We start from the raw sequence: 21,879 nt of genomic DNA on the forward strand, positions 1-21,879 counted from the left end.
CCCACACGGTCCATTCGCCAGGAGCCCGGTTCGGGACAGCTGGCGGCTGAGAGAAGGCCCATGCTCCAGGGGCATGAGCCTTCCCTCTACGATGGGGGAGTGCAGTCCCCCGAACAGCTGAATGACGACGCCGCCCTCATGGCTCGCGTGGTGCAACGCGACCAGCAGGCTTTTGCACAGCTGTACGACCGCTGGTCCGCGCGCCTGCTGGCCCTGACCGTGCAGGTGCTGGTGGACCGGGCGCAGAGTGAAGAGGTGCTGCAGGAGGTTTTCCTGGAGGCCTGGCGTCGCGCAGACACCTACGATCCGACTCTCGGCAGTGTGCGCGCCTGGCTGGTCACCCTTACTTGCCGCCGTGCCATCGACCGGGTGCGCGCCAGCCAGTCAGCTCGCGACCGTGAAAACCGCTGGCACGGCACCATGCCCGACGCTGACGTCACCGTGCAGCAAGTGGAAGACCGCCTAGAGGGCGAAGAAGTGCGCCAGGCCTTGGACGCCGTGGGGGAGCCGCACCGCTCCACCCTGCTACTCGCCTACTTCAGCGGCCTGACCCACACGGAGATCGCTACCCGCACCGGCGTGCCCTTGGGCACAGTTAAGACCCGTATCAGAGATGGAATAGCAAAGCTGCGCACACATATGGGGGTGGAGCTATGAGCCAGGACCAGAGCACCGGAATGCCCATGGGAGACTTAAGCGTGCCGTCTAAGGGCGACGACGCCGAACTGCTCGCGGCACTAGAGGCCGATGAGGCGCTCGCGGTGTTGGCTACCTCGCTGCCGCCGGTGGAGCCTTCACCGGGTCTGCGCGCCGCAGTGCTTGGGGCAATCGCCCGCGAGGTTGAGGCTGAGGCGGCGAGTAAGGCGGAGGGAGCCCAAGCAGAGGTGCTTCACCTGAAGACGGCCAGTCACTTGCTGCCCACAGCCAAGCAGGACGGGCGCGCTGAAGTGACTGCCCTCCCGCAACCGGCAGACCAGCCGGAATCCAGCACTGCGGCGACGTCGTCGGTTGGTGGGGCGCAGGTGCTTAGCTTGCCGTCTCGACGCCGTTGGCTGACGGGCGCGCTGCAGGTGGCTGCGAGTGTCGCTGTGTTGGCGGTGGGCGTTGGGATTGGCCGTTGGAGTGCCATGGATTCCATGGCCCCGACGCAGCATTTTGCGCAGCTCAACCAGGCGCAGGACGTCCAGCGGGTCACGGACACTATGCCTGATGGGCATATCGCCACCCTCACCTGGTCTAAGGACATGAGCATGACTGCCCTCGCTCTGCCCGACCAGATGATGAGCGATGCAGCCGGAGCCAGCCTGCAGGTTTGGCTGCTTAAGGAGGGACAGGTGCGATCCCTGGGGCTGTACGACCCCGCCAAAGGGGCGGGCTTTACCTTCCTAGATCCGATGTTGGAGCCCGGTGAGCGGGTGTTCATTACGCTTGAACCCAAAGGTGGCTCCAGCAGGCCCAGTGGCGAGCCGCTGGTGGTTTTTGACGTCTCCGCGAAGTCTGAGGGCACCACTCCGGGGCAGTCTCAGGTCCAGACTTCCGCGCCCACTGAAGCCTGAAATCAAGGACAGCTCGGTTTGCCGGTATTCCTCCGGAGATCCCTGATAGGCCTGGGGTTTTTGCGGTGTTCTTCCGGGCGGCATAGCTCCGGCCTAGGGCGCTCCTGAATGGCAGTGACGACGGCGACCAGCAGGCCCGGGCGCGCACCCTGTTCACCACGGCAGCCATAGCACCGGGGTTACTGCTGTTGGTGGCAGCCCTGTATCTGGCTGGAGTAAGGACGACGCCGCCGCGTCGCCGTCGGAGCGGTAGTTGTGCGCAGCACTCGGCCTGTGCAGCCAGCGTGAACCGCTACGGCGTCGCAGCCACCGGGGGAGCCGCCTGGGTATGTACCAGGAGCCAGGGTTAGAAGTAATAAGGAAACGGCGACCAATCCGGCTCGCGACGCTGCAAGAAGGCATCCCGCCCTTCCACCGCCTCATCCGTCATATAAGCCAGGCGAGTGGCCTCCCCAGCAAAGACCTGCTGCCCCGCTAAACCGTCATCAGCCAAGTTGAAAGCCAATTTGAGCATGCGGATCGCCTGCGGGGACTTGGAAGCCACCACTGCCGCCCACTCCAACGCTCGCTCCTCCAACTGCTCATGCGGCACCGCCTCATTCACCACGCCCCAACGCTCAGCAGTCACGGCGTCGTAAGTCCGCGCCAGGAAGAAAATCTCCCGCGCCCGCTTATCGCCCACCTGACGAGCCAACAAGGCTGAGCCATAGCCAGCGTCAAAGCTCCCCACATTCGCGTCCGTCTGCTTAAAACGTGCGTGCTCAATGCTCGCTAGTGACAGGTCACAAACCACGTTCAGCGAATGCCCACCGCCGGCCGCCCAACCGGATACCGCAGCGATCACCACCTTGGGCATGGTGCGGATCAGCCGCTGCACCTCCAAAATGTGCAAGCGACCAGCCCGGGCAGCGTCAATCCGCGCCTGACGAGCCGCCACCTCCGCGTCATGGTCCTCCGCCTGCGGCAAATCATCCACTGCCTGACCCGGAGCACCCTCATAGTGATAGCCGTCGCGACCACGAATACGCTGGTCCCCACCAGAGCAGAAGCCCCAGCCACCATCCTTAGGGGAAGGGCCATTGCCGGTAAGAATCACCGCGCCCACATCACCACTCATGCGTGCATGGTCCAACACCCGATACAGCTCATCCACCGTGTGCGGGCGGAAGGCATTACGCAACTCTGGGCGGTCCAGCGCCACCCGCACCACCGGCAAGTCCCGCAGCCAATTACCAGCAGCATCCCGCTCGCAGCCACGGTGATAAGTCACATCCGTCAGCGCGCCCGGCTGCGAGCAACGATTAGGGAAACCCTCCACTTCCCGCCAATGCTTGGGGTCAAAAATCGCCGAGACGCGGGCAGGCAAGGGGTAGGTCATGGCCCCAGAGTAGGGGAGCGGGGCAACTGCAACCGGCGCAAGTGTCACAAAATGCAGCACTTTGAAGCCGACGGGCCTCAGCTTCCCTCAGCCCGACCGGCAGAAACATTGCAATCAAGCCATTCTGCGATGCCGCAAAACGCCCGCCACCACCAGTGCCCGCTCAAAGTACTGCAAACCGTGCCAGTTTAAGGAGTCTCAGCCACCCCCTATCCTGGTAACCATGACTCAGGGGAAGACCGGCAAGCACGCCTACGTGCCCTCAGGCGCCGGAGCCCCCGGGGAGCTGGACCTGGATTTGCTGCGCGCCCAGGACCGCAGCGGCCTGCTGGAAGGCATCGACCGTGCCCTCGTCTACGACATCCCCCTGCGCACCCACTTCCGCGGCCTGACGCGCCGCGATGGCGTACTCCTGCACGGCCCCGCAGGCTGGGGTGAAGTAGCCCCCTTCTGGGACTACGGCGCCACCGCCTCCGCTCCCTGGCTCGCCTCCGCCCTAGAGCAGGCCACCGGCCGCTCCTGCCAGGACGCCAGCCCCCTGCCCGAAGCACTGCGCCACGCGATACTGGTCAACCTCACCGTGCCCGAAGTCAGCGCCGCCGCCGCCCACACCCTGGTCCAGAAAAGCGGCTGCACCACCGTGAAAGTAAAGATCGCGGGTACCCCTGAAAACCTGAAAGCGGACCTGGCTCGCCTGGAAGCCGTTCGCGCCGCACTCGGCCCTGGCGGCGCAGTGCGCATTGACGTCAACGGCGCTTGGGACCTGGAGTCTGCCCGCACCAGCCTGCCCCTGATGAATGACGCTGCCGGGGGGCTGGAGTACGTGGAGCAGCCCTGCCGCGCCACCGCGGACCTGGCCCGCCTGCGCCGTGAGACCAATGTGCCCATCGCCGCCGACGAGTCCATCCGCCTGGCCGCCGACCCCATGGAGGTGATCCGCCAAGAGGCGGCGGATATCGCCATTCTCAAGGTCGCGCCCCTGGGCGGGGTGCGCGCCGCCCTGCGCCTGGCCGAGCAGCTGGGTCTGCCCGTCGTCGTCTCCTCTGCGCTCGATACGAGCGTGGGCCTGTACGCCGGGCTGCGGCTCGCCACCGCTTTGCCCCGGCTGGAGCACGCCTGTGGTCTGGGTACCATCAGCCTTCTGCGTCAGGATGTGGCCGTGCCCGGCATGACGCCCAAGGACGGCATCCTGGCGTTGCGCCGCCTGCGCGTCTCACGCAACCTGCTGCCTGCGGTCATGGCCGATGTGGAGCTCACCGCTCGCTGGCAGACCCGCCTGGGGCACATGCTCGATGCCCTGCGCACCCGCCTGGCCGGTGCCGCATGAACAACGACGTCGTAGCCCCCGGTGCTCCCACCGCCGTCACCCCCCTCCAGGCCGCCTCCATACAGCCCCCATCCATTCAGGCGGCTCGCGCCCTGGTCCAAGCCCTGGTGCGCCTGGGCGTGCAGCATGTGGTCCTGGCGCCCGGATCCCGCTGCGCCCCGCTGGTGCCGGTGCTCTTGGCCGCTGAGTCCGCCGGGCATCTGAGTTTGCGCGTGGTCCTGGACGAGCGCAGTGCCGGCTTCGTGGCCCTGGGTCTGGCCCGCGCCGACCTGCAGGTGGATCGGCGCTGTCCCGCCGCCGTCGTCACCACCTCCGGTACGGCCGTCGCCAATCTGCACCCCGCCGTCGCCGAGGCCGATGCCGCAGGCATCCCCCTGCTGATCATCAGTGCCGACCGCCCTCATGAGCTGGTGGGCACCGGCGCCAACCAGACCACCGAGCAGACCCGCCTCTTCGGGGACGCTCCCCGCGCCGTCGTCGACTTGCCTGCCGACCTCATCACGGAGCTCGGCCCCAAGGCGGGGGAGCGCGCCATCGCTGGGCAGCTGCGCCGTGCCGTGGAGGCTGCCCGCGGTTGGCTCAGCAACGATCCCGGTCCCGCCCAGGTCAACATCCGTTTCCGGCCGCCCCTGGCCCCCATCGCTGGGGTCGACGGCGCAGTGCGCGCCGCCGAACTCTCCGTCACCGGGCCGGAGGCGGGTCCGGTGCCTCGGCTCGATACCGCCGCCCCTGCTGCGGGACACGATTACGCCTCCCGCATCCCACGCCACGATGGGCCGGTACGTGGCCTGGTGGTTGCCGGGGACAGTGTGGACTCCACTGGGCGGCGCGCCCGCGAGCTGGCCGAGCACCTGGGTTGGCCACTGCTGGCCGAACCCACCTCCGGGGCTCGCGGCGGCCCCAATGCGCTCATCCGCTACGCCGAGCTGTTGGGGACGCAGGCCGGGGCCGCACTGGCCCGGCAGGTCGAGCATATTGTGGTGTTCGGTCACCCCAGCCTCACCCGCTCCGTCAGTGCCCTGCTGGCTCGCACGGATATTCCAATCGACGTGGTCACCAGCACGGCCCGCTGGGTCGACGTTGCCGGGACCGCCACCTGCATCACCTCCACCCGGCTGGGAGCTGAGCCCCTGCGGCCCGGTGGGGGAGTACGGCTCGCCGCCGCCCTGGGGCTCAGCGGTGCGCCCGGGCGGTGGCAGGCGTGTTGGCGTGACGCCGTGGCCGCGCTCCCGCCGCCGACCGAGCAGGAGGGGCGGGGCTCCGTGGGGCCGAGTGCTGCGCGTCTGACTGCCGACGCCGTGGCCACCGCTGTGTGGGATGCCGCCTGTCACGACGCGGCTGGCGGCGACCCCAGGCCCAGTGCCGACGCCAACTCCAATGCCGCCGACAGGCCCAGTGCCGGCTGGGCCGACTGCGACCCCGGCGACCTTGAACGCGCTGGGAACCTGCCCCCACGCCTGGTCATCGGCTCCTCCATGACCATCAGGCGCTTGGACCGTTTAGCCGTCCCCCCCGTCGGGAATGCTCCGCATCCGCTCGCCAACCGTGGCTTGGCGGGCATCGACGGCACCCTGGCCACCGCCACCGGCGTCGCCCTGGCCCGGCGTGAACCTGTGCGCGTGGTCCTGGGCGACCTCGCCTTCCTGCACGACGCCATGAGCCTGAGCCGCGGCCGCCTGGAGCACCCGGTGGACCTGCAGGTGGTGGTGGTTGACGACGCCGGGGGGGCGATCTTCTCCAGCCTGGAGTACCCGGACGTCACCCCGGAGGCGGATTTCTCCCGCTGCTTCGCCACCCCGCAGGCCACCGACATCGCCGCCCTGGGGTGCGCGCTTGGTGCGACCGTCCACCGGCCCGGCACTGACGCCCAACTGCGGACCCTGCTGGCTGCGCCGGTGTATGGCCTGAGTCTGGTTCACGTCCGCCCTTAGAATCGAGCCGGTGTGTGTGACCACACAAATACTTCTATGCAGTTCTCAGGAAAGATTCAGACAGGCTTTGGTAGTGACTCAGATCGAGCATGTTGGCTGGCAGCGTCTTGAACCACGGGAAACCACCCGGAAGAAGGAAGAATGAGCACTTACGACGAGTTCCCCGGCACCCCGGACCGCAACGGCACCGACCCGCGCTCCGCCAGTGACGACCCCGAGCTCCGGTCGGCCACTCGCCAGCTCCCCGCAGCAGACAGTCTCACCGACTCCAGCCAGTCGGTTGGCGGCGAGCCCGCCCAGGCACCCGCACCATATGCGGAGTCAAGCGCCTTCAACGCCCCCGCCTACTCCGGTAGCCGCTACACCGCCGCGCCGCAGACCCCCGCGGGCTACAGCTTTGACCGCCCTGCCGCTTCCACTGCGGCCGGCTTCGGCGCCTCCGCCGTCGGCGCCTCCGACTCCGCAGCCGCAGGTTTCGACGCCGCCGACCCGCTGGGATACAGCGGCGCGAATTATGCGCCCCCGGCGGCGCCCGCCACCCGGGTCCGTGAGCGACGTCGTGGACCCGGCTGGGGCGCGCTCGTGGGCGCGACCGTGGCGGCGGCGCTGGTCGCCTCCGGTGGCACTGTCACCGCCACCCACTTCCTGAACGAGCCCAAGGCCGCTAGCTCCTCGGTGAGCGCCGGACCCAGCCCGGTCCAAGCCGGTACCACCAAGACTGTGAACGCCACCAATGGCGTCCCCGACTGGCAGGGCGTGGCTGCGACTGTTTCCAACACCGTCGTGGCGATTACGGTGGCGGGTAACAACGGCACTTCGCAGGGCTCCGGCGTCATTTACGACTCCGCCGGGCATATCATCACTAACAATCACGTGGTTCAGGGTGCTAAGCAAATTCAGGCTACGCTCGCTGACGGGAGAATCTATGAGGCCAAGCTCACCGGCACTGACCCGGCCACAGATCTGGCGGTCATTCAGCTCGTCAATCCTCCCAAGGACCTCGTAACCGCAAATGTCGGTGACTCTGATGCGCTGAAGATCGGCCAGGGCGTGATGGCTATCGGTAACCCGCTGGGCTTGTCCTCCACCGTCACCACCGGCATCGTTTCCGCCTTGAACCGTCCGGTTGTCACCAAGCAGGAGCAGGAATCCCAAGAGGATGAGGAGCAGCAGGATCCCGGGGGCGTGGGCGGTCTGCTGGGCGGCTTGCTGGGTGGCAAGCCGAAGGCCAGTAGCCAAGTGGTCACCAATGCTGTGCAGGTGGATGCCGCGATTAACCCGGGCAATTCTGGTGGGCCGCTTTTCGATGAGCACGGTCAGGTGGTTGGCATCAATTCCTCCATTGCCACGGCATCGCAGGGGTCCAATGGTTCAATTGGTATCGGCTTCGCGATTCCCTCCAAGTTGGCCAAGAAGATTGCCGATCAGATCATTGCCTCCGGTAAGGCCACGCATGCATATCTGGGAGTGACTCTGCGGGACGGGGCGGCTTCTGTGGGTGAAGTGACCCGGGCGGGAGCCAAGGTTGAGTCGGTGGAGAGTGGGTCTCCGGCCGCTAATGCGGGACTTAAGCCTGAAGACGTGATCACGGCGATTGATGGCAAGTCCACCAACCAGTCGGCGGCTTTGACCGGTTTTGTGCGGCAGTACTCCTCCGGTGCTGAGGTCACGCTGACCATTATTCGTGGCGGTCAGCAGCAGGAGGTCAAGGTCGCCCTCGCGGAGCGCGCCGATTCCTGACGGATGCTGGTGGGCGGCTGGTTGGCTGACGCTACTGCTCGGATATCGCGGTGCTGGACCGGCCTCGGTGATCAAGGCGCTCGCACCCGCTGCGGAACGACGGCGGGGCGGGCGCGCGGATCAGGGCTTAGGGTGACTCCTGGGCGCCGAGGGCGTCCAGCACCGGGCGCATCTTGGCCTTGGTCTCGGCCAGCTCGTCAGCCGGATCCGAGTCCGGCATGATCCCGCCGCCCCCGAAGGCTCGCAGTGGCAGGTCGGGGCTCAGGCCCCCACTGCCGTCCCCGGCCAGCTGGGCACTGCGCAGGGCGATGCACCACTCGCCTTCGCCGTGCCAATCCACCCAGCCCACCGGCCCCGCGTAACGGCCCCGGTCCATATGCTCAAGCTCCTCGATGAGGGCCGCCGCGGTTCGACGGGGTGTGCCGCAGACAGCGGCGGTGGGGTGCAGTGCCCCCACCAAGGACAGTGCGCCCGTGTCCCCCGCCACCACGCCGGTCACGTCGCTGGCCAGGTGCAGCACATTGGGCAAGGTCAGCACGAAGCGCTCCGGGCACTCCACCACCGAGCACAGAGGCCTGAGGGCAGCCAAGGCCGAGGCTCGCGCCAGGGCGTGCTCCCGGTTGTTCTTCGCGGACTCCTCCAGCCAACGGGCCAGGCGCTGCGCCTCCGCCTCCCGCTGCCCGGGGGTGGAGGCGTGACGGCGGGCCGTTCCCGCCAGGACTCTGCTGCTCAGACGCCGCTGCCGCAACCGCACCAGCAGCTCGGGGGAGGCCCCCACCATACCATCGACGGCGAAGGTCCAACAGGAGGGATAGTCCGCGCCCAGACGCCGCAGTAGGTCTCCGGTGTGGCCCGCCTGGGTGGGTACGACGGTGAGGTCTCGCGCCAGCACGACCTTCTCCAGGTCTCCCCGCTGCAAAGCCCTGCGGGCCTGTTCCACGGCGGCCATCCAGTCCGCGTCTCCCTGAGCGCCGGGTTGGAGCCCGGCCCCCACCGGGGCTGGCAGGCAGGCCGCCGCAGGTGCGGTAGCGCCCGCCGTCGGCCCGGGCGTAGCGCTGGCACCGGGCGACATCGACCCTAAAGCTCCGCCCACAACCGGATCTGCCGCTGCTAGCGGCGCCCATTCGGCGTCAGCCACAAAGCGCCGCAACAGCTCCGGCGCGGAAACTTCCGGCGCGGAACCCTCCGGGAGGGTCTCGCTGTCACCCGCAGCCAGCATCGCTTGGGTGATCCAGGCGCCCTGTTCGTCCAAGCCCAGCAGCAGCTCCGGCACCACCAGCACAGAGTTGGCCGCTGAGCTGGGGGAGAAAGCCACCGCCCCCAAGGCGACCGGCCCGGTGCCTGGCCGCACCAGCGGGTCAGACCACCATGAGTGATAGACGGTGGCCCGCCAGGCGGTGCGCAGGGCCTCGATTCGCTGGGGCCCATGCGCCCGCAGTTCCAGCACTCGCCCTATGCCCACCAGGCCGCGCCCTTCGCGCACCCAGGAGACGACGTCGTTGCGGCCCGCTAGCAGGGCCAGCAAATCTGGGGCTGTTGGCCCACCGGGCAGCAGGGCTGGGTCTAGTGCCTGGGTGCGCCAGAGCAGACGCGGCGGGGCGGCCTGCGCCGCGCTAGCCTCAAGTACGCGCAGCACGGCGTTTCAGTTGCGGGGGAAAGGCTTGGCGGCCCGGTGCACCGCCACAATGCCGCCAGATAGGTTCTTATAGCCCACCGAGCGCCAGCCGGCCTCCTGCAGCAGCGCCGCCAGCCCCTCCTGGTCTGGCCAAGCCAGGATGGATTCGCCTAGGTAGTCGTAGGCCTCCGTATTGGAGGAAACCAGGCGGCCCGCCGCAGGCAGGGCAGTGCCCAGATAGAAGGAATACAGGCGGCGGAAGAGGCGATTGACGGGCGTGGAAAACTCAGCGATCACTAGGCGGCCACCGGGTTTGGTTACGCGCAGCATCTCGCTTAGGGCCGTGACGGTGCCCTGCACATTGCGCAGTCCGTAGGAGATAGTCACCACGTCAAAGCTCTCGTCTGCGAAGGGCAGAGCGGTGGCGTCCCCAGCCACAAAGCCGATTTCTGGGTGGCGGCGCTTGCCTTCAGCGACCATGCCGGTGGAGAAGTCGCAGGCGACTACCTCGGCGCCGTCGGCAGCGTATTCCGCGCTGGCTGTGCCGGTGCCAGCGGCAAGGTCCAGCACGGTCATGCCGGGTTTGGCTGCCACGGTCCGACGGGTGATGGCGCGCCACATATGCACTTGGAACAGGCTCATGACGTCATTGGTGACGTCGTAGCGGCGGGCGACGGCGTCGAACATTCCCGCAACCTCGCGCGGGTCTTTGGCAAGGGTGGCACGGCTCATGGCCTCATCATCGCAGGTCTGTTGAGCTTGCCTGAACCGTCGGGCAGTTCAAGGGATGTTTGGGACTGAAGTCCCTGGCGCGGACCCCAGAAACCGCCTTCAGCAAGTAATTAAGTTACGCTAGATGTTCGTAAATATATGTGTGGGCGAGGGCTGCGTCACTCTGTGTCCGCCATAAAGCTGTTGTTACAGCGCCAAAATCCTAGTCCGTAGCCACTATGGTCAGGGCTTTGTTGAGGACTGGATAGAGTCGCCGGTGGCCCTCTGTGCAGAGGGACTTTCGGCCATGCGCAATAGCGTGCGGACCGGACTGAGCCGAGTGAAAGGGGCAGCATGCTGGTCACCCACATGCCGGGCCCCCGCAGCACCCAGCTCCATCTCCCTACCAGGACGGTGACGGCAGCATGAATCCGTATTTCTCCCTGCTAATCATGGCGGTGGCAGCCTTCGTTGTTGCCGCAGGCGGCCTAGTCCTGTCCGCCGTCCTCACACCGCGCCGCCCCAAACAGGCCAACAAGGTCATGGTCTCCAACTATGAGTGTGGCATCGACCCCACCCCCACCAATGTGGAGCACGGGCGTTTCCCCGTCTCCTTCTACCTGGTGGGCATGACCTTCATCATCTTCGACGTCGAGGTCGTCTTCCTCTACCCCTGGGCCACCGCCTTCCACACCCTGGGGCTCTTCGGACTGGTGGCCGCCCTAGTCTTCGTCGCCATCATCACGGTGCCCTACATCCTGGAATGGCGCCGCGGCGGGCTGGACTGGGACTGAGGCTCACCAAGACTGACACTGAAGCGAGGCAGATATGCGTAACCGCGAGTACGACGAGAAGATGCGCTCCATCCCGTCCAAGCAGGACGACCCCTGGGCGCAGGCCGTCGCCCAGGTAGAGGGCCCCGGCTTCCTCCTGGCCACCACCGAGAAGCTGGTCGGCCTAGCCCAAGCCCGCTCCATGTGGCCCGTAACCATGGGCCTGGCCTGCTGCGCCATCGAGATGATGGCCACCGCCGCGCCCCGCTTCGACCTGTCCCGCTTCGGCTGGGAAGTCTTCCGCGCCTCGCCCCGCCACGCCGACGTCATGCTCGTCTCCGGCCGCCTATCCCACAAGATGGCGCCCGTAGTGCGCAATGTCTACGACTCCATGCCCGAACCCAAGTGGGTTATCTCCATGGGCGCCTGCGCCTCCTCCGGCGGCATGTTTAACAACTACGCCGTGGTGCAGGGCTGCGACCACATCGTCCCTGTGGACATCTACCTGCCCGGCTGCCCGCCCCGCCCGGAGATGCTCATCAACGCGCTGCTGGAACTCACCCGCCAGATCGAAGCCCACAAGTCAGTCTTTGGGCACCGCGAGGAGATCGCCCGCGCCGTCGAGGCCGCAGCCCTGGCCGCCACCCCCACCTCCGAGATGAAGGGCCTGCTCGCATGAGCCAGAACACCCCCGACTCCGAGCCAAACGAGCTCCAGCCGCCCGCCGCTTCAGCTGTGCCCGAGATTGCGGGCACCCCCGTGCGGCCCGAGCTGCGCCTTGAAGTCGTCTCCCGCCACCGCGGCCAATTCGGTTCCTCCGACGCCGGGGACACCAGCGGTTACGGTGGCCAAACTTCGGTGGTCACCCTGGCGCCCGCCGCCTCCCGCCCCTACGGCTCCTGGTTCGACGAGGCCATCGACGCTCTCATCGAGGACCTGCAGGAGGAAGGGCTTAACCCTGCCGAGGTCATCGAGAAGGTCGTCATCGAGCATGACGAACTCACGATTTTCGTGACCCGCGAGCATCTGCTGTCGGTGATGCAGCACCTGCGTGACGACCAAGACCTGCGCTTCGAAATGTGCCTGGGCGTCAACGGCGTGCACTACCCGCAGATGACCGGCCGTGAACTACACGCCTGCTTCGCCCTGCTGAGCCTGACCCACGAGGCTCGCTTCCTGCGGGTGGAGGTCACCTGCCCCGAGTCTGACCCGCATATACCCTCCGTCGTCTCCATTTACCCCGGAGACGACTGGCACGAGCGTGAAACCTGGGACCTGATGGGCATCGTCTTTGACGGCCACCCCAATCTCACCCGCTCCGCCATGCCCGACGACTGGATCGGTCACCCTCAGCGCAAGGACTATCCGCTGGGAGGCGTGCCCGTGGACTACAAGGGCGTCACCACCCCGCCCGCCGACACCCGGAGGTCGTACCGCTGATGAGCGCCAACGCCACATCCTTCACGGCCGCTGGCCCCGCCACCGACGACTTCGCTGAGGGCGCCCCTGAGTTCACCACCCACGGTGGGGACTGGGACGACGTCGTCGCCTCTATCGCCGCCCGTGATGAGGCCGACCGCCTCCTACACGACCGCATCGTCGTCAACATGGGCCCGGTCCACCCCTCCACCCACGGCGTGCTGCGCCTAGTCCTAGAAATCGACGGCGAACGCATCACCGACGTGCGCGTCGGCACCGGCTTCCTCCACACGGGCATTGAAAAGAACATGGAGTACCGCACCTGGGTGCAGGGCGAAACCTTCATCACCCGCATGGACTACGTGGCCCCCTTCTTCCAGGAGGTCGGCTACGCCCTAGCCGTCGAGAAGCTCCTGGGCATCACCGAGGACATCCCGGAGAAAGCCTCCGTGGTGCGCGTACTGCTCATGGAACTCAACCGCATCTCCTCCCACCTGGTGGCCATTGGCTCCGGTGGTAACGAGCTCGGCGGCACCACCCTGCTGACCATCGCCCTGCGCGGGCGCGAGAACTGCCTGCGGGTCTTCGAAATGCTCTCCGGCCTGCGCATGAACCACGCCTACATCCGCCCCGGAGGCCTGGCCCAAGACCTCCCCGAAGGCGCGATCGAGTACACCCGCTCGGTGCTGCCCAAGATCAAACGCGATATCCGCGAACTTGAGGCCCTCCTCATGGAGAACCCCATCCTCAAAGCCCGTTTTATGGGCACCGGTGAGATCTCCCTGGCGGCCGCCATGTCCCTGGGCTTGAGCGGACCCTGCGTGCGCGCTGCTGGATACCCACTGGATATGCGCAAGATGCGCCCCTACTGCGGCTACGAGACCTACGACTTTGACGTCCCGGTCTACGACCACTCCGACTGCTACACCCGCCTGCAGGTCCGCTTTGACGAGTGCTACCAATCCCTCAAGATCGTCTCCCAGTGCCTGGAGCGCCTAGAGGAGATCGAGGCCCGCGGGGACCACCCCTCCAACCGGCATATGGTGGCCGACCCAACCATCGCCTGGCCTGCCCAGATGGCAATTGCCACCGACGGCCAAGGCCAGTCCGCAGAGCACGTGCGCGAGATCATGGGCAGCTCCATGGAATCCCTCATCAACCACTTCAAGCTGGTCACCCAGGGCTTCAAGGTACCTGCCGGGCAGGTCTCCCAGACCGTCGAGCACGCCAAGGGCATCGGCATGGTTCACGCCGTTTCTGACGGAGGTACCCGCCCCTACCGGGTCCACTTCCGTGACCCCTCCTACTCCAACCTGCAGTCCGTGGCCATCATGGGCATCGGCGGCATGATTGCCGACCTGGTGCCAGTGGTGGCCTCGATCGACCCCGTCCTGGGAGGCGTGGACCGCTGATGAGCACCCCCGACTACAGCCCCGAGACGCGCGAGCGTCTCCTCGCCGACATCGACGAGATCAAGAGCCGCTACCCGGCGGGCTACGAGCGCAGCGCCCTGCTGCCCATGCTGCACCTGGTGCAGTCCGTGGACGGCTACGTCTCTCCGGCTGGCATCGCCATCTGCGCTGAGCAGCTGGGCCTCACCCGCTCCGAGGTCAGCGCCGTCGCCACCTTCTACAGCCAGTTCCGCCGCCACCCCGTGGGTCGCTACCACGTGGGCGTATGCACCAATGCGCTGTGCTCTGTGATGGGCGGCGACGCCGTCTGGGAGGCCATCAGCGCGCACACCGGCCTGGGCGCTGAAGAGACCAGCGAGGACGGCGTGATCAGCTTGGAGCGCGTCGAGTGCAATGCCGCCTGCGACTACGCCCCCGTGGTGATGGTCAACTGGGAGTTCTTCGACAACCAGACTCCCGAGTCCGCCACCGCCATGATCGACGCTCTGCGCCGCGGCGAGCCGGTCAAACCCACCCGTGGCCCCGACGCCGTCCCTACTTTCCGTGAGAACGAGCGCCTGCTCGCCGGTTTTGAGGACGGGCATGTGGACGAGGGCACCACCGTCGGTGACCCCAGCCTGCTGGGCCTGCGCCTAGCCCGTGAACACGGCTGGACCGTCCCCCAGGAGGAGCAGAAGTGAGCGAGATCCACAAGACCTTCAGTGCCCCCGGGGTGCTCACTCCCGCCATCACGGAGCTGTGGGACCAGGAGCAGTCCTGGAAGCTCAAGACCTACCGCGTCCACGGTGGCTACGACGGCCTGCGCAAGGCCCGCGCCATGGCCCCCGCTGACGTCCTGGAACTCGTCAAAGCCTCCAACCTGCGTGGCCGCGGCGGCGCCGGATTCCCCACCGGCCTCAAATGGTCCTTCTTGCCCGCACCCGACGGCGGCCCCCGCTACCTGGTGGTCAACGCCGACGAGTCTGAGCCAGGCACCTGCAAAGACATCCCCACCATCCTGGCCAACCCCCATTCCCTGATTGAGGGCGTGGCCATCTGCTCACGCGCCATCGGCTGCGACCACGCCTTCATCTACCTGCGCGGCGAGGTGGCCCACGCCTACCGCCGCCTCCTCGGCGCCATCCGTGAGGCCAAGGCGGTCGGTGTCCTAGACGGCGGCTTCGGCCTAGACGGCACCAGCAACCTGACCATCACCGCGCATGCAGGTGCTGGAGCCTATATCTGCGGTGAGGAGACGGCGCTGCTGGACTCCCTAGAGGGCCGCCGTGGACACCCCCGCCTCAAGCCGCCCTTCCCGGCGGTCTCCGGCCTCTACGCCCGGCCCACAGTCATCAACAATGTGGAGACCATCGCCTCCCTGCCCGGCATCCTGCGCCGTGGCGCCGACTGGTACTGCGCCATGGGCACGGAGAAGTCCAAAGGACACGGCATCTTCTCCGTGTCCGGGCACGTGACCAACCCGGGCCAGTTTGAGGCACCTTTTGGCATCACCATGCGGGATCTGATCGACCTAGCTGGCGGCATCCGCAAGGGACACCGGCTCAAGTTCTGGGTCCCCGGAGGCTCCTCCACCCCGATCTTCGGCCCCGAAGAACTGGATGTCCCCTTGGACTACGAGGCAGTGGGTACAGCTGGCTCCATGCTGGGCACCCGCGCCCTCCAAGTTTTTGATGAGACCGTCTCCGTGGTGCGCGTGATCGCCCGCTGGACCGAGTTCTACCAGCACGAATCCTGTGGCAAATGCACCCCCTGCCGCGAGGGCACCTACTGGATGCGCCAGATCATGACCCGGCTGGAGGCCGGAAAGGGCCAGCCCGGCGACGTCGAGAAGCTGGAATCCATCGCCTCCAATATCTCTGGACGTTCCTTCTGTGCCTTGGGCGACGCCGCCGCCACCCCGATCCTGTCCGCCATCAAGCGGTTCCGCTCCGAGTTCGAGGCCGGTTACACCACCTCCGCCCGCGAACTCTTCCCCTACGCGGCCTCCTCTATCCTTGAAAGCGCACGGTGACACATGGCTGACATGGTCAAGATGACGGTTGACGGGATTCCCGTCGAGGTCGAGAAGGGGACCCTCCTGATCCGCGCCGCCGAGAAGGCTGGCGTGCGGATTCCTCGCTTCTGTGACCACCCGCTGCTTTCCCCCTCTGCCAACTGCCGCCAGTGCCTGGTGGAGGTAGCTATGCCGGACCGCGAAGGCGTCGTCCGGCCCATGCCCAAACCCCAGCCTTCCTGCGCCATGACCGCCATGGAAGGCATGGAGATCTCCACCCAGGCCACCAGCCCCGTAGCCGCCCAGGCGCAGGCCGGAACCATGGAGTTCCTCCTCATCAATCACCCCCTGGACTGCCCCGTCTGCGACAAAGGCGGAGAATGCCCCCTGCAGAACACCGCCATGGAACTCATGGCCTCTGGCGCCCAGTCCGCCACCCGCTTCACTGACGTCAAACGGGTCTTCCCCAAGCCACTGCGCCTAACCAGCAATGTGCTGCTGGACCGCGACCGCTGCATCCTGTGCCAGCGCTGCGTGCGCTTTGCCGACCAGATCCCCGGCGACCGCTTCATCACCCTGCAGGGCCGCGGCGCCGGGCACCCCGGCGGACACCTCACCGGTGGCCTGTACTCCGAGCAGATCGGCCGCTTTGACGCCGCCGTCCTGGACTACACCACCCAGCCTGCCGCCGACTCAATCGCTACGCGCGGCCAGGAGGGCCTTACGCCCGCCACAGACCTGTCTGGCCCCAGCGGTGAAGCAGGCGTGGCCGCCGGCACCAACTCCGGCCCAGCAGGGGAGGAGCTGGACCTTTCCGGACGCCCCTTCGCCTCCTACTTCTCCGGCAATATCATCCAGATCTGCCCCGTGGGTGCCCTCACCAGCGCCCGCTACCGCTTCCGCTCCCGCCCCATGGACCTGGTCTCCACTGACTCGGTCACCGAGCACGATGCCTCCGGCTCCGCCATCCGCGTGGATACCCGCCACGGCACCGTGCTGCGCCGCCTGGCCGGGAACGACCCAGAGGTCAACGAAGAGTGGATCACTGACAAGGACCGCTTCGCCTTCACTTGGGCTACCTGCCCGGACCGTCTGACCACTCCTCTGGTGCGCGACGAGCAGGGCGAACTGGTCCCCACCTCCTGGTCAGACGCCCTCGACGTCGCCGCCCAGGGCCTGGCCAAAGTCAAGGCGGAAAGTGGCGTCGGCCTGCTGCCAGGTGCCCGCCTCACCCTGGAGGACGGCTGGGCCTGGTCCCGCTTTGCCCGCACCGTCCTGGCCACTAACGACATTGACCAGCGCGTGCGCGACCACTCCACTGAGGAGGACTCCTTCCTGGCGGCCCGCGTGGCCGGCACCGGCCTGGGCGCTGTCACCTACTCCTCCCTGGAGCGGGCCGGTCAGGTCCTGCTGGTTGCCTTGGAGCCTGAGGACGAGTGCGGCTCCCTGTTCCTGCGTCTGCGCAAGGGTGTGCGCGCCGGGGGAGTGAAGGTAGCGACCATCGCTCCCACCGCCACCCGCGGCACCACCAAGCTAAACGCCCAGGTAGTCCTGGCTGCTCCGGGCCAGGAAGCCCGTGCCATCGCTACCCTGCGCCAAACCCATCCCGAGCTGGTGGAGGAACTGCGCCAGGAAGGCGCCACCATTTTGGTGGGTGAGCGCGCTGCCGCCATCCCCGGTCTGCTGAAGGTCGTGGACTCCCTGGCGGCTGTCACTGGCGCCGAGCTTGCCTGGATACCCCGCCGCGCCGGTGAGCGCGGTGGCATTGAAGCTGGTCTGCTGCCGCATCTGCTGCCTGGTGGACGGCCCGTCTCCGCCGCGCGCGCCCGCGCCGAGGTGGAGCAGGCCTGGGGCCTGGCTGTTGACGGGAAAGCCGACGGCGCTCGCCTGCCTGCCTCCATCGGCCGCGACACCACCGGCATCCTCAACGCCCTGCTGGACGGTGAACTTGGGGGCGCCCTGGTGGGCGGCATTGACCTGCGTGACTTCCCGGACCCGGGCTTGGCCCGAGCCGCAATGTCCGCCGCCGGATTCTTGGTGCAGTTGGAGGTCCGCCGCAGCGAGGTTAGTGAGCACGCCGACGTCGTCCTGCCCGTGGCTCCACCCGTGGAAAAGAACGGCACCTTTGTGAACTGGGAGGGCCGCGTGCGCCCCTTCGGTCAGGCCCACGTCTCTCACAGCCGCACCGACCGCCAAGTCCTGGGCATGCTGGCCGCAGAGCTGGGCACCAATCTGGGCGTCGACTCCCTGGAGACCCTCCACGCCGAACTCTCCGCCCTGGGCCTTTGGGACGGCGAGCGACCGGAGGTGGTCTTCGTCAAGCCTGCCTCCGGGGAAGGCGAGCAGCTACCCGCCGGACGCCCCGCCGTCCTAGCTATGCACAAGCCACAGTTGGACTCTGGGCGACTCCAGGACGGCGAGCCCTTCCTGGCCGCCACCGCCCTGGTCCCCACCGTCCGCTTGGGCGCTGAGCTGGCAGGCAAACTCGGGGTGCGCAATGGCGACGCCGTCGCCGTTTCCACCGCCACCGGTTCCATTACGCTGCCTGCCCGCGTGGGGACGGTGGCGGCAGGTTCCGTCTGGCTGCCCGAATGCTCCGCCGGATCCACCGTGCGCCAAACCCTCGGCGTTCGCTACGGCGACACAGTGTCGATCTCGACCCCCCAGGAGGTGGTCCGGTGAGCCCCGCGACTCTCATCCCCGGCCTGCTGACTGCCGTCCCCAACTCACGGCTGGACGGCGTGGTGGCTGACTTCAGCCAAGAGACCTGGTGGCTTTCAGTCCTCAAAGCCGTGTTCATCCTGCTGTTCCTGATCGTCAGCGTCATCGTGGCGATCTGGGCGGAAAGGCGTGTCCTGGCACGCGTTCAGACCCGGCCCGGCCCGAATGTGAACGGCCCCCTGGGCCTGCCCCAGCTGATCGCTGACGCCACCAAGCTGCTCCTCAAAGAGGACTTCTGGCTGGCTGGTGCGGAGAAGTTCTCCTACATGCTGGCCCCGATGATCGCCGCTTTCAGCGCCTTCATGGTCTTCGCGATTATCCCCTTCGGCCCGCAGGTGTCGATCTTCGGTCACAGCACCCCCTTGCAGCTGACCGACTTCCCGGTGGCTGTGCTCTACGTGCTGGCCGTCAGCTCCTTCGGGATCTACGGCATCATCCTCGGTGGTTGGTCAACGCACTCCACCTACCCACTGCTGGGTGCGGTCCGTTCCGCCGCCCAGGTGATCTCCTACGAGCTCTCCATGAGCCTGGCGATCCTCTCGGTCTTCGTGGTTTCCGGCACCATGTCCACCTCCGGCATCGTGGACTCTCAACAGACCCTGTGGTGGATTATCGGCATTGCCCCCAGCTTCATCATTTACGTGATCTCCATGGTCGCTGAGGTCAACCGCCTGCCCTTCGACCTGCCTGAGGCGGAGGGCGAGTTGGTGGCCGGACACATGGTGGAGTACTCCTCCATGAAATTCGCCTGGTACTTCCTGGGTGAGTACATCAATATGTTCAACGTCTCTGCCGTATGCACCACCCTGTTCCTGGGCGGTTGGCGCTCCTTCATCCTGGCTTCTTTCTGGCCGGGTGCCAATGAGGGCTGGTGGCCGATGCTGTGGTTCATCGGCAAGGTCTGGTGCCTGATGCTGTTCATGATCGTCACTCGCGGCACCCTGGTGCGCTTCCGCTACGACCACTTCATGGCTTTCGGCTGGAAATTCCTCATCCCCGTGGGCCTGGTGTGGTTCGCGATGGTGTCCGTGGTGCAGGGCAGCCGCTTCTTCACCGGCATTAGTTTCACCGGAATTATGGCGGTCATCGCCGGGATCCTGATCGTGGCGCTGATTCTGATGTTCGTGATCCCCGGCGGGGAGCCGGAGGATGCACGCGAACACATGCTCTCCGGCGATGGCACGCTGATTGTTCCCGGTGAGGAGATTGACGCCTTCGCAGGTGGCTTCCCCGTGCCGCCGCTTCCCGGCCAGACCCTGCCCACCTCACCGCGCCAGATGCGTCGCGAGGAGCAGCTGGTTAGCCACCGCCAGATCACCCCCGACGTCGACGTCCAGGAGGGAACCGATGACTGAGCCCAAGCCCAAACAGCAGGGCCACACGGACCATGACCAGTGGCTGCGAGACGAGCCGGGACTGCTGGGGCGCGTCTTTGCGCCGGTAGCTGGCTACGGGGTCACCATCTCCTCAATCTTCCGGCCCACCGTCACTGAGCAGTACCCCTTTGAGCCGGCCCAGCTAATGCCGCGCTACCACGGGCGCCACCAGCTCAACCGCTACGACGACGGCTTGGAGAAGTGCATTGGCTGCGAGCTATGTGCTTGGGCCTGCCCCGCCGACGCCATCTATGTGGAAGCTGCCGCCAACACCCCCGAGGAGCAGTACTCCCCGGGAGAGCGTTATGGCCGCGTCTACCAGATCAACTACCTGCGCTGCATCTTCTGCGGCCTGTGCATTGAAGCCTGCCCCACCCGTGCACTCACCATGACTCACGAGATTGAGGAGTTGGTCGGTCCCAACCGCACTGGCCTGATCTACGAGAAGCAGAATCTCCTTGCTTCCGTGCCTGAGGGGGCGCTAGCTGCCCCCCACCCCATGGTGGAAGGCACTGAAGACGGCGACTACTACCGGGGCGTCGTTAACGGCCCCACTCAGGCTCAGGTCGACTGGGTCCGCGCTAACCGCCCGGACGACCCCAGCCTTGACGGGGTCAAGCCCCTTCCCGCTCCGCAGGCTGAGAAGGAGGCCCACCTGTGAACGCCCAGCTTTCCTCCGCTCTGCTGCCCGCCGCTGTCGGCTCCACCGGGAACCTGACCCTCGGTGAGACCGTTCTCTTTGCAGCTATCGCCCTAGCCACCGTGGCCTGCGGCATCGGCGTGCTCACCGCCAAGCGCGCCGTGCACGCTGCCATCAACATGATCGCCATCATGGTCTGCCTGGCCATCCTCTATTTGGCCAACGAGGCGCCCTTCATGGGCATCACCCAGGTGGTGGTCTACACCGGTGCCGTGATGACCCTGGTTATGTTCGTCATCATGCTCGTGGGCCTGGGCGGTGACGAGCCCACTGCGGGAACTTCCTCACCACTGCAGACGCCCCTAGCCCTGCTCGGCGGCTTGGGACTGGCCGCCTCACTGGGGGCGGCCGTGCTAGCCACCGACCTGGGTGAGTTCCGGGGCCTCCAGCGCGGCGAACTCGCCACCCCCAAGAACCTGGGCCTGGCGCTCTTCGGGGATCACGTCGTCATCATGGAGATCACCGGCCTGCTGCTGGTGGTAGCCGCTGTCGGCGCCCTCACTCTCACTCACCGTGACCGCATCCGCCCCAAGACCACGCAGCGTGAGCTAATGGAAGAGCGGATGCGGGCTTACGCGCAGGACGGCATTCACCCCGGTCAGAAGCCCATGCCTGGCGTCTACGCCTCCACCAACACCGCCGCCGCGCCCGCCCTGGCCGCCAGCGGTGAAGCTCTGGTCGACTCTGTGCCCCGGCCCCTGGTGGCCCGGGGGCAGGAGCTGGAACTGGGCGACGTCGCCCCAGAACTGGCCGCTGCGCAGCGCGCCGGGCAGGCGGCGCTGGAAGCTCCGGTCAAGCAGTCCGGTATGGCCTCCATGCCAGGTGCCGCCGCCCCCGGAGTCATTCAGCCCGTGGCACCGCGCCGCGCTCGCGTGCAGGCCACCCCGGCTGACACCAACAAGGAGGACCCGAAGTGAGCGTCCCAGTAAGCGCGTACATCGTCCTGGCCGGGGTGCTCTTTGCCCTGGGCGCCCTCACCGTGCTCCTGCGGCGCAACGCGGTCATTGAGCTGATGGGCGTGGAGATGATGCTCAACGCCGTGAACCTGGTCTTGGTGACTTTCTCCCGCATCCACGGCAACCTGACCGGTCAGGTTTTTGCCTTCTTCGTGATGGTGGTGGCTGCGGCGGAGGTCGTCGTCGGCTTGTCGATCATCGTGTCCATCTTCCGTACCCGCAGGTCCACGTCGGTTGACGACGAGAACCTGCTCAAGAACTGAGAGGCCAC

19 protein-coding genes are annotated in these 21,879 nt (G+C 66.8%); 16 read left to right on the top strand and 3 right to left on the bottom strand.

Going from position 1 to position 21,879, the window contains the following annotated elements:
- The first annotated feature begins 138 nt into the window (after window positions 1-138).
- Complete coding sequence (locus DR039_RS04400; protein WP_229116831.1) at window positions 139-657, top strand: sigma-70 family RNA polymerase sigma factor; 519 nt, start codon at window positions 139-141, stop codon at window positions 655-657.
- Window positions 654-1,556 (top strand): anti-sigma factor, encoded by a 903-nt coding sequence (locus tag DR039_RS04405; protein WP_229116796.1) that lies wholly within the window; start codon window positions 654-656, stop codon window positions 1,554-1,556. The genes DR039_RS04400 and DR039_RS04405 overlap by 4 nt, the downstream gene beginning before the upstream one ends.
- Before the next feature lie 346 nt (window positions 1,557-1,902).
- Here the strand turns inward: DR039_RS04405 and DR039_RS04410 are convergent, their stop codons facing one another.
- Entirely contained in the window at window positions 1,903-2,934 is a 1,032-nt protein-coding gene (locus tag DR039_RS04410; protein WP_111836196.1) for a 1,4-dihydroxy-2-naphthoyl-CoA synthase, read from the bottom strand.
- A gap of 223 nt (window positions 2,935-3,157) precedes the next feature.
- On the opposite strand from DR039_RS04410, the gene DR039_RS04415 reads away from it, so the two are divergent.
- The 3 genes from DR039_RS04415 to DR039_RS04425 all read left to right on the top strand — a co-directional run bounded on the left by DR039_RS04415 (window position 3,158) and on the right by DR039_RS04425 (window position 7,932).
- On the top strand, window positions 3,158-4,261 hold the full coding sequence (locus DR039_RS04415) for an o-succinylbenzoate synthase (RefSeq protein ID WP_111836197.1): 1,104 nt from the start codon (window positions 3,158-3,160) through the stop codon (window positions 4,259-4,261).
- Window positions 4,258-6,192: a 2-succinyl-5-enolpyruvyl-6-hydroxy-3-cyclohexene-1-carboxylic-acid synthase gene (menD, locus tag DR039_RS04420; protein ID WP_111836198.1), complete on the top strand. Its 1,935-nt coding sequence runs from the start codon at window positions 4,258-4,260 to the stop codon at window positions 6,190-6,192. The genes DR039_RS04415 and menD overlap by 4 nt, the downstream gene beginning before the upstream one ends.
- 141 nt (window positions 6,193-6,333) lie before the next feature.
- A complete protein-coding gene (locus DR039_RS04425; protein WP_111836199.1) occupies window positions 6,334-7,932 on the top strand; it encodes a S1C family serine protease in 1,599 nt (532 codons plus the stop codon).
- A 127-nt stretch (window positions 7,933-8,059) separates the two neighbouring features.
- Here DR039_RS04425 and DR039_RS04430 read toward each other — a convergent pair whose 3' ends face one another.
- Both DR039_RS04430 and DR039_RS04435 read right to left on the bottom strand, forming a co-directional pair.
- Window positions 8,060-9,568 carry an isochorismate synthase gene (locus DR039_RS04430; RefSeq protein ID WP_229116797.1) on the bottom strand — a complete coding sequence of 503 codons (1,509 nt, stop codon included), beginning with the start codon at window positions 9,566-9,568 and terminating at the stop codon, window positions 8,060-8,062.
- A gap of 6 nt (window positions 9,569-9,574) precedes the next feature.
- Complete coding sequence (locus DR039_RS04435; RefSeq protein ID WP_111836200.1) at window positions 9,575-10,279, bottom strand: demethylmenaquinone methyltransferase; 705 nt, start codon at window positions 10,277-10,279, stop codon at window positions 9,575-9,577.
- 404 nt (window positions 10,280-10,683) lie between these two features.
- On the opposite strand from DR039_RS04435, the gene ndhC reads away from it, so the two are divergent.
- The 11 genes from ndhC to nuoK are packed head-to-tail and all read left to right on the top strand — an operon-like array spanning window position 10,684 to window position 21,871.
- Entirely contained in the window at window positions 10,684-11,052 is a 369-nt protein-coding gene (gene ndhC, locus DR039_RS04440) for an NADH-quinone oxidoreductase subunit A (protein ID WP_111836201.1), read from the top strand.
- A gap of 34 nt (window positions 11,053-11,086) precedes the next feature.
- Window positions 11,087-11,710, top strand: a complete 624-nt coding sequence (locus DR039_RS04445; protein WP_111836202.1) for an NADH-quinone oxidoreductase subunit B — start codon at window positions 11,087-11,089, stop codon at window positions 11,708-11,710.
- Complete coding sequence (locus DR039_RS04450) at window positions 11,707-12,471, top strand: NADH-quinone oxidoreductase subunit C (protein ID WP_111836203.1); 765 nt, start codon at window positions 11,707-11,709, stop codon at window positions 12,469-12,471. The genes DR039_RS04445 and DR039_RS04450 overlap by 4 nt, the downstream gene beginning before the upstream one ends.
- Complete coding sequence (locus DR039_RS04455; protein ID WP_111836204.1) at window positions 12,471-13,862, top strand: NADH-quinone oxidoreductase subunit D; 1,392 nt, start codon at window positions 12,471-12,473, stop codon at window positions 13,860-13,862. Before DR039_RS04450 ends, DR039_RS04455 begins: the two co-directional genes overlap by 1 nt.
- Window positions 13,862-14,542 carry an NADH-quinone oxidoreductase subunit NuoE gene (nuoE, locus tag DR039_RS04460; RefSeq protein WP_111836205.1) on the top strand — a complete coding sequence of 227 codons (681 nt, stop codon included), beginning with the start codon at window positions 13,862-13,864 and terminating at the stop codon, window positions 14,540-14,542. The genes DR039_RS04455 and nuoE overlap by 1 nt, the downstream gene beginning before the upstream one ends.
- The gene (nuoF, locus tag DR039_RS04465) at window positions 14,539-15,873 is read left to right on the top strand and encodes an NADH-quinone oxidoreductase subunit NuoF (protein WP_111836206.1); all 1,335 of its coding nucleotides are present in this window, start codon (window positions 14,539-14,541) and stop codon (window positions 15,871-15,873) included. Before nuoE ends, nuoF begins: the two co-directional genes overlap by 4 nt.
- 3 nt (window positions 15,874-15,876) lie before the next feature.
- On the top strand, window positions 15,877-18,537 hold the full coding sequence (locus tag DR039_RS04470) for an NADH-quinone oxidoreductase subunit G (RefSeq protein ID WP_111836207.1): 2,661 nt from the start codon (window positions 15,877-15,879) through the stop codon (window positions 18,535-18,537).
- Complete coding sequence (gene nuoH, locus DR039_RS04475) at window positions 18,534-19,931, top strand: NADH-quinone oxidoreductase subunit NuoH (protein ID WP_111836208.1); 1,398 nt, start codon at window positions 18,534-18,536, stop codon at window positions 19,929-19,931. Before DR039_RS04470 ends, nuoH begins: the two co-directional genes overlap by 4 nt.
- Complete coding sequence (gene nuoI / locus DR039_RS04480) at window positions 19,924-20,613, top strand: NADH-quinone oxidoreductase subunit NuoI (protein WP_111836209.1); 690 nt, start codon at window positions 19,924-19,926, stop codon at window positions 20,611-20,613. The genes nuoH and nuoI overlap by 8 nt, the downstream gene beginning before the upstream one ends.
- Window positions 20,610-21,569 carry an NADH-quinone oxidoreductase subunit J gene (locus DR039_RS04485; protein ID WP_111836210.1) on the top strand — a complete coding sequence of 320 codons (960 nt, stop codon included), beginning with the start codon at window positions 20,610-20,612 and terminating at the stop codon, window positions 21,567-21,569. The genes nuoI and DR039_RS04485 overlap by 4 nt, the downstream gene beginning before the upstream one ends.
- The gene (nuoK, locus tag DR039_RS04490; RefSeq protein ID WP_111836211.1) at window positions 21,566-21,871 is read left to right on the top strand and encodes an NADH-quinone oxidoreductase subunit NuoK; all 306 of its coding nucleotides are present in this window, start codon (window positions 21,566-21,568) and stop codon (window positions 21,869-21,871) included. Before DR039_RS04485 ends, nuoK begins: the two co-directional genes overlap by 4 nt.
- The last annotated feature ends 8 nt before the right edge of the window (window positions 21,872-21,879 follow it).

It is taken from the genome of Actinomyces bovis (assembly GCF_900444995.1).
GTDB classification, from domain to species: domain Bacteria; phylum Actinomycetota; class Actinomycetes; order Actinomycetales; family Actinomycetaceae; genus Actinomyces; species Actinomyces bovis.

Coding starts and splice junctions, on each gene's coding strand:
- DR039_RS04450 (WP_111836203.1), top strand. CDS start 11,707: ATGAGCCAGAACACCCCCGACTCCGAGCCAAACGAGCTCCAGCCGCCC.
- DR039_RS04405 (WP_229116796.1), top strand. CDS start 654: ATGAGCCAGGACCAGAGCACCGGAATGCCCATGGGAGACTTAAGCGTG.
- DR039_RS04445 (WP_111836202.1), top strand. CDS start 11,087: ATGCGTAACCGCGAGTACGACGAGAAGATGCGCTCCATCCCGTCCAAG.
- ndhC (WP_111836201.1), top strand. CDS start 10,684: ATGAATCCGTATTTCTCCCTGCTAATCATGGCGGTGGCAGCCTTCGTT.
- DR039_RS04415 (WP_111836197.1), top strand. CDS start 3,158: ATGACTCAGGGGAAGACCGGCAAGCACGCCTACGTGCCCTCAGGCGCC.
- nuoE (WP_111836205.1), top strand. CDS start 13,862: ATGAGCACCCCCGACTACAGCCCCGAGACGCGCGAGCGTCTCCTCGCC.
- DR039_RS04400 (WP_229116831.1), top strand. CDS start 139: ATGGCTCGCGTGGTGCAACGCGACCAGCAGGCTTTTGCACAGCTGTAC.
- DR039_RS04435 (WP_111836200.1), bottom strand. CDS start 10,279: ATGAGCCGTGCCACCCTTGCCAAAGACCCGCGCGAGGTTGCGGGAATG.
- menD (WP_111836198.1), top strand. CDS start 4,258: ATGAACAACGACGTCGTAGCCCCCGGTGCTCCCACCGCCGTCACCCCC.
- DR039_RS04470 (WP_111836207.1), top strand. CDS start 15,877: ATGGCTGACATGGTCAAGATGACGGTTGACGGGATTCCCGTCGAGGTC.
- DR039_RS04425 (WP_111836199.1), top strand. CDS start 6,334: ATGAGCACTTACGACGAGTTCCCCGGCACCCCGGACCGCAACGGCACC.
- DR039_RS04410 (WP_111836196.1), bottom strand. CDS start 2,934: ATGACCTACCCCTTGCCTGCCCGCGTCTCGGCGATTTTTGACCCCAAG.
- nuoI (WP_111836209.1), top strand. CDS start 19,924: ATGACTGAGCCCAAGCCCAAACAGCAGGGCCACACGGACCATGACCAG.
- DR039_RS04455 (WP_111836204.1), top strand. CDS start 12,471: ATGAGCGCCAACGCCACATCCTTCACGGCCGCTGGCCCCGCCACCGAC.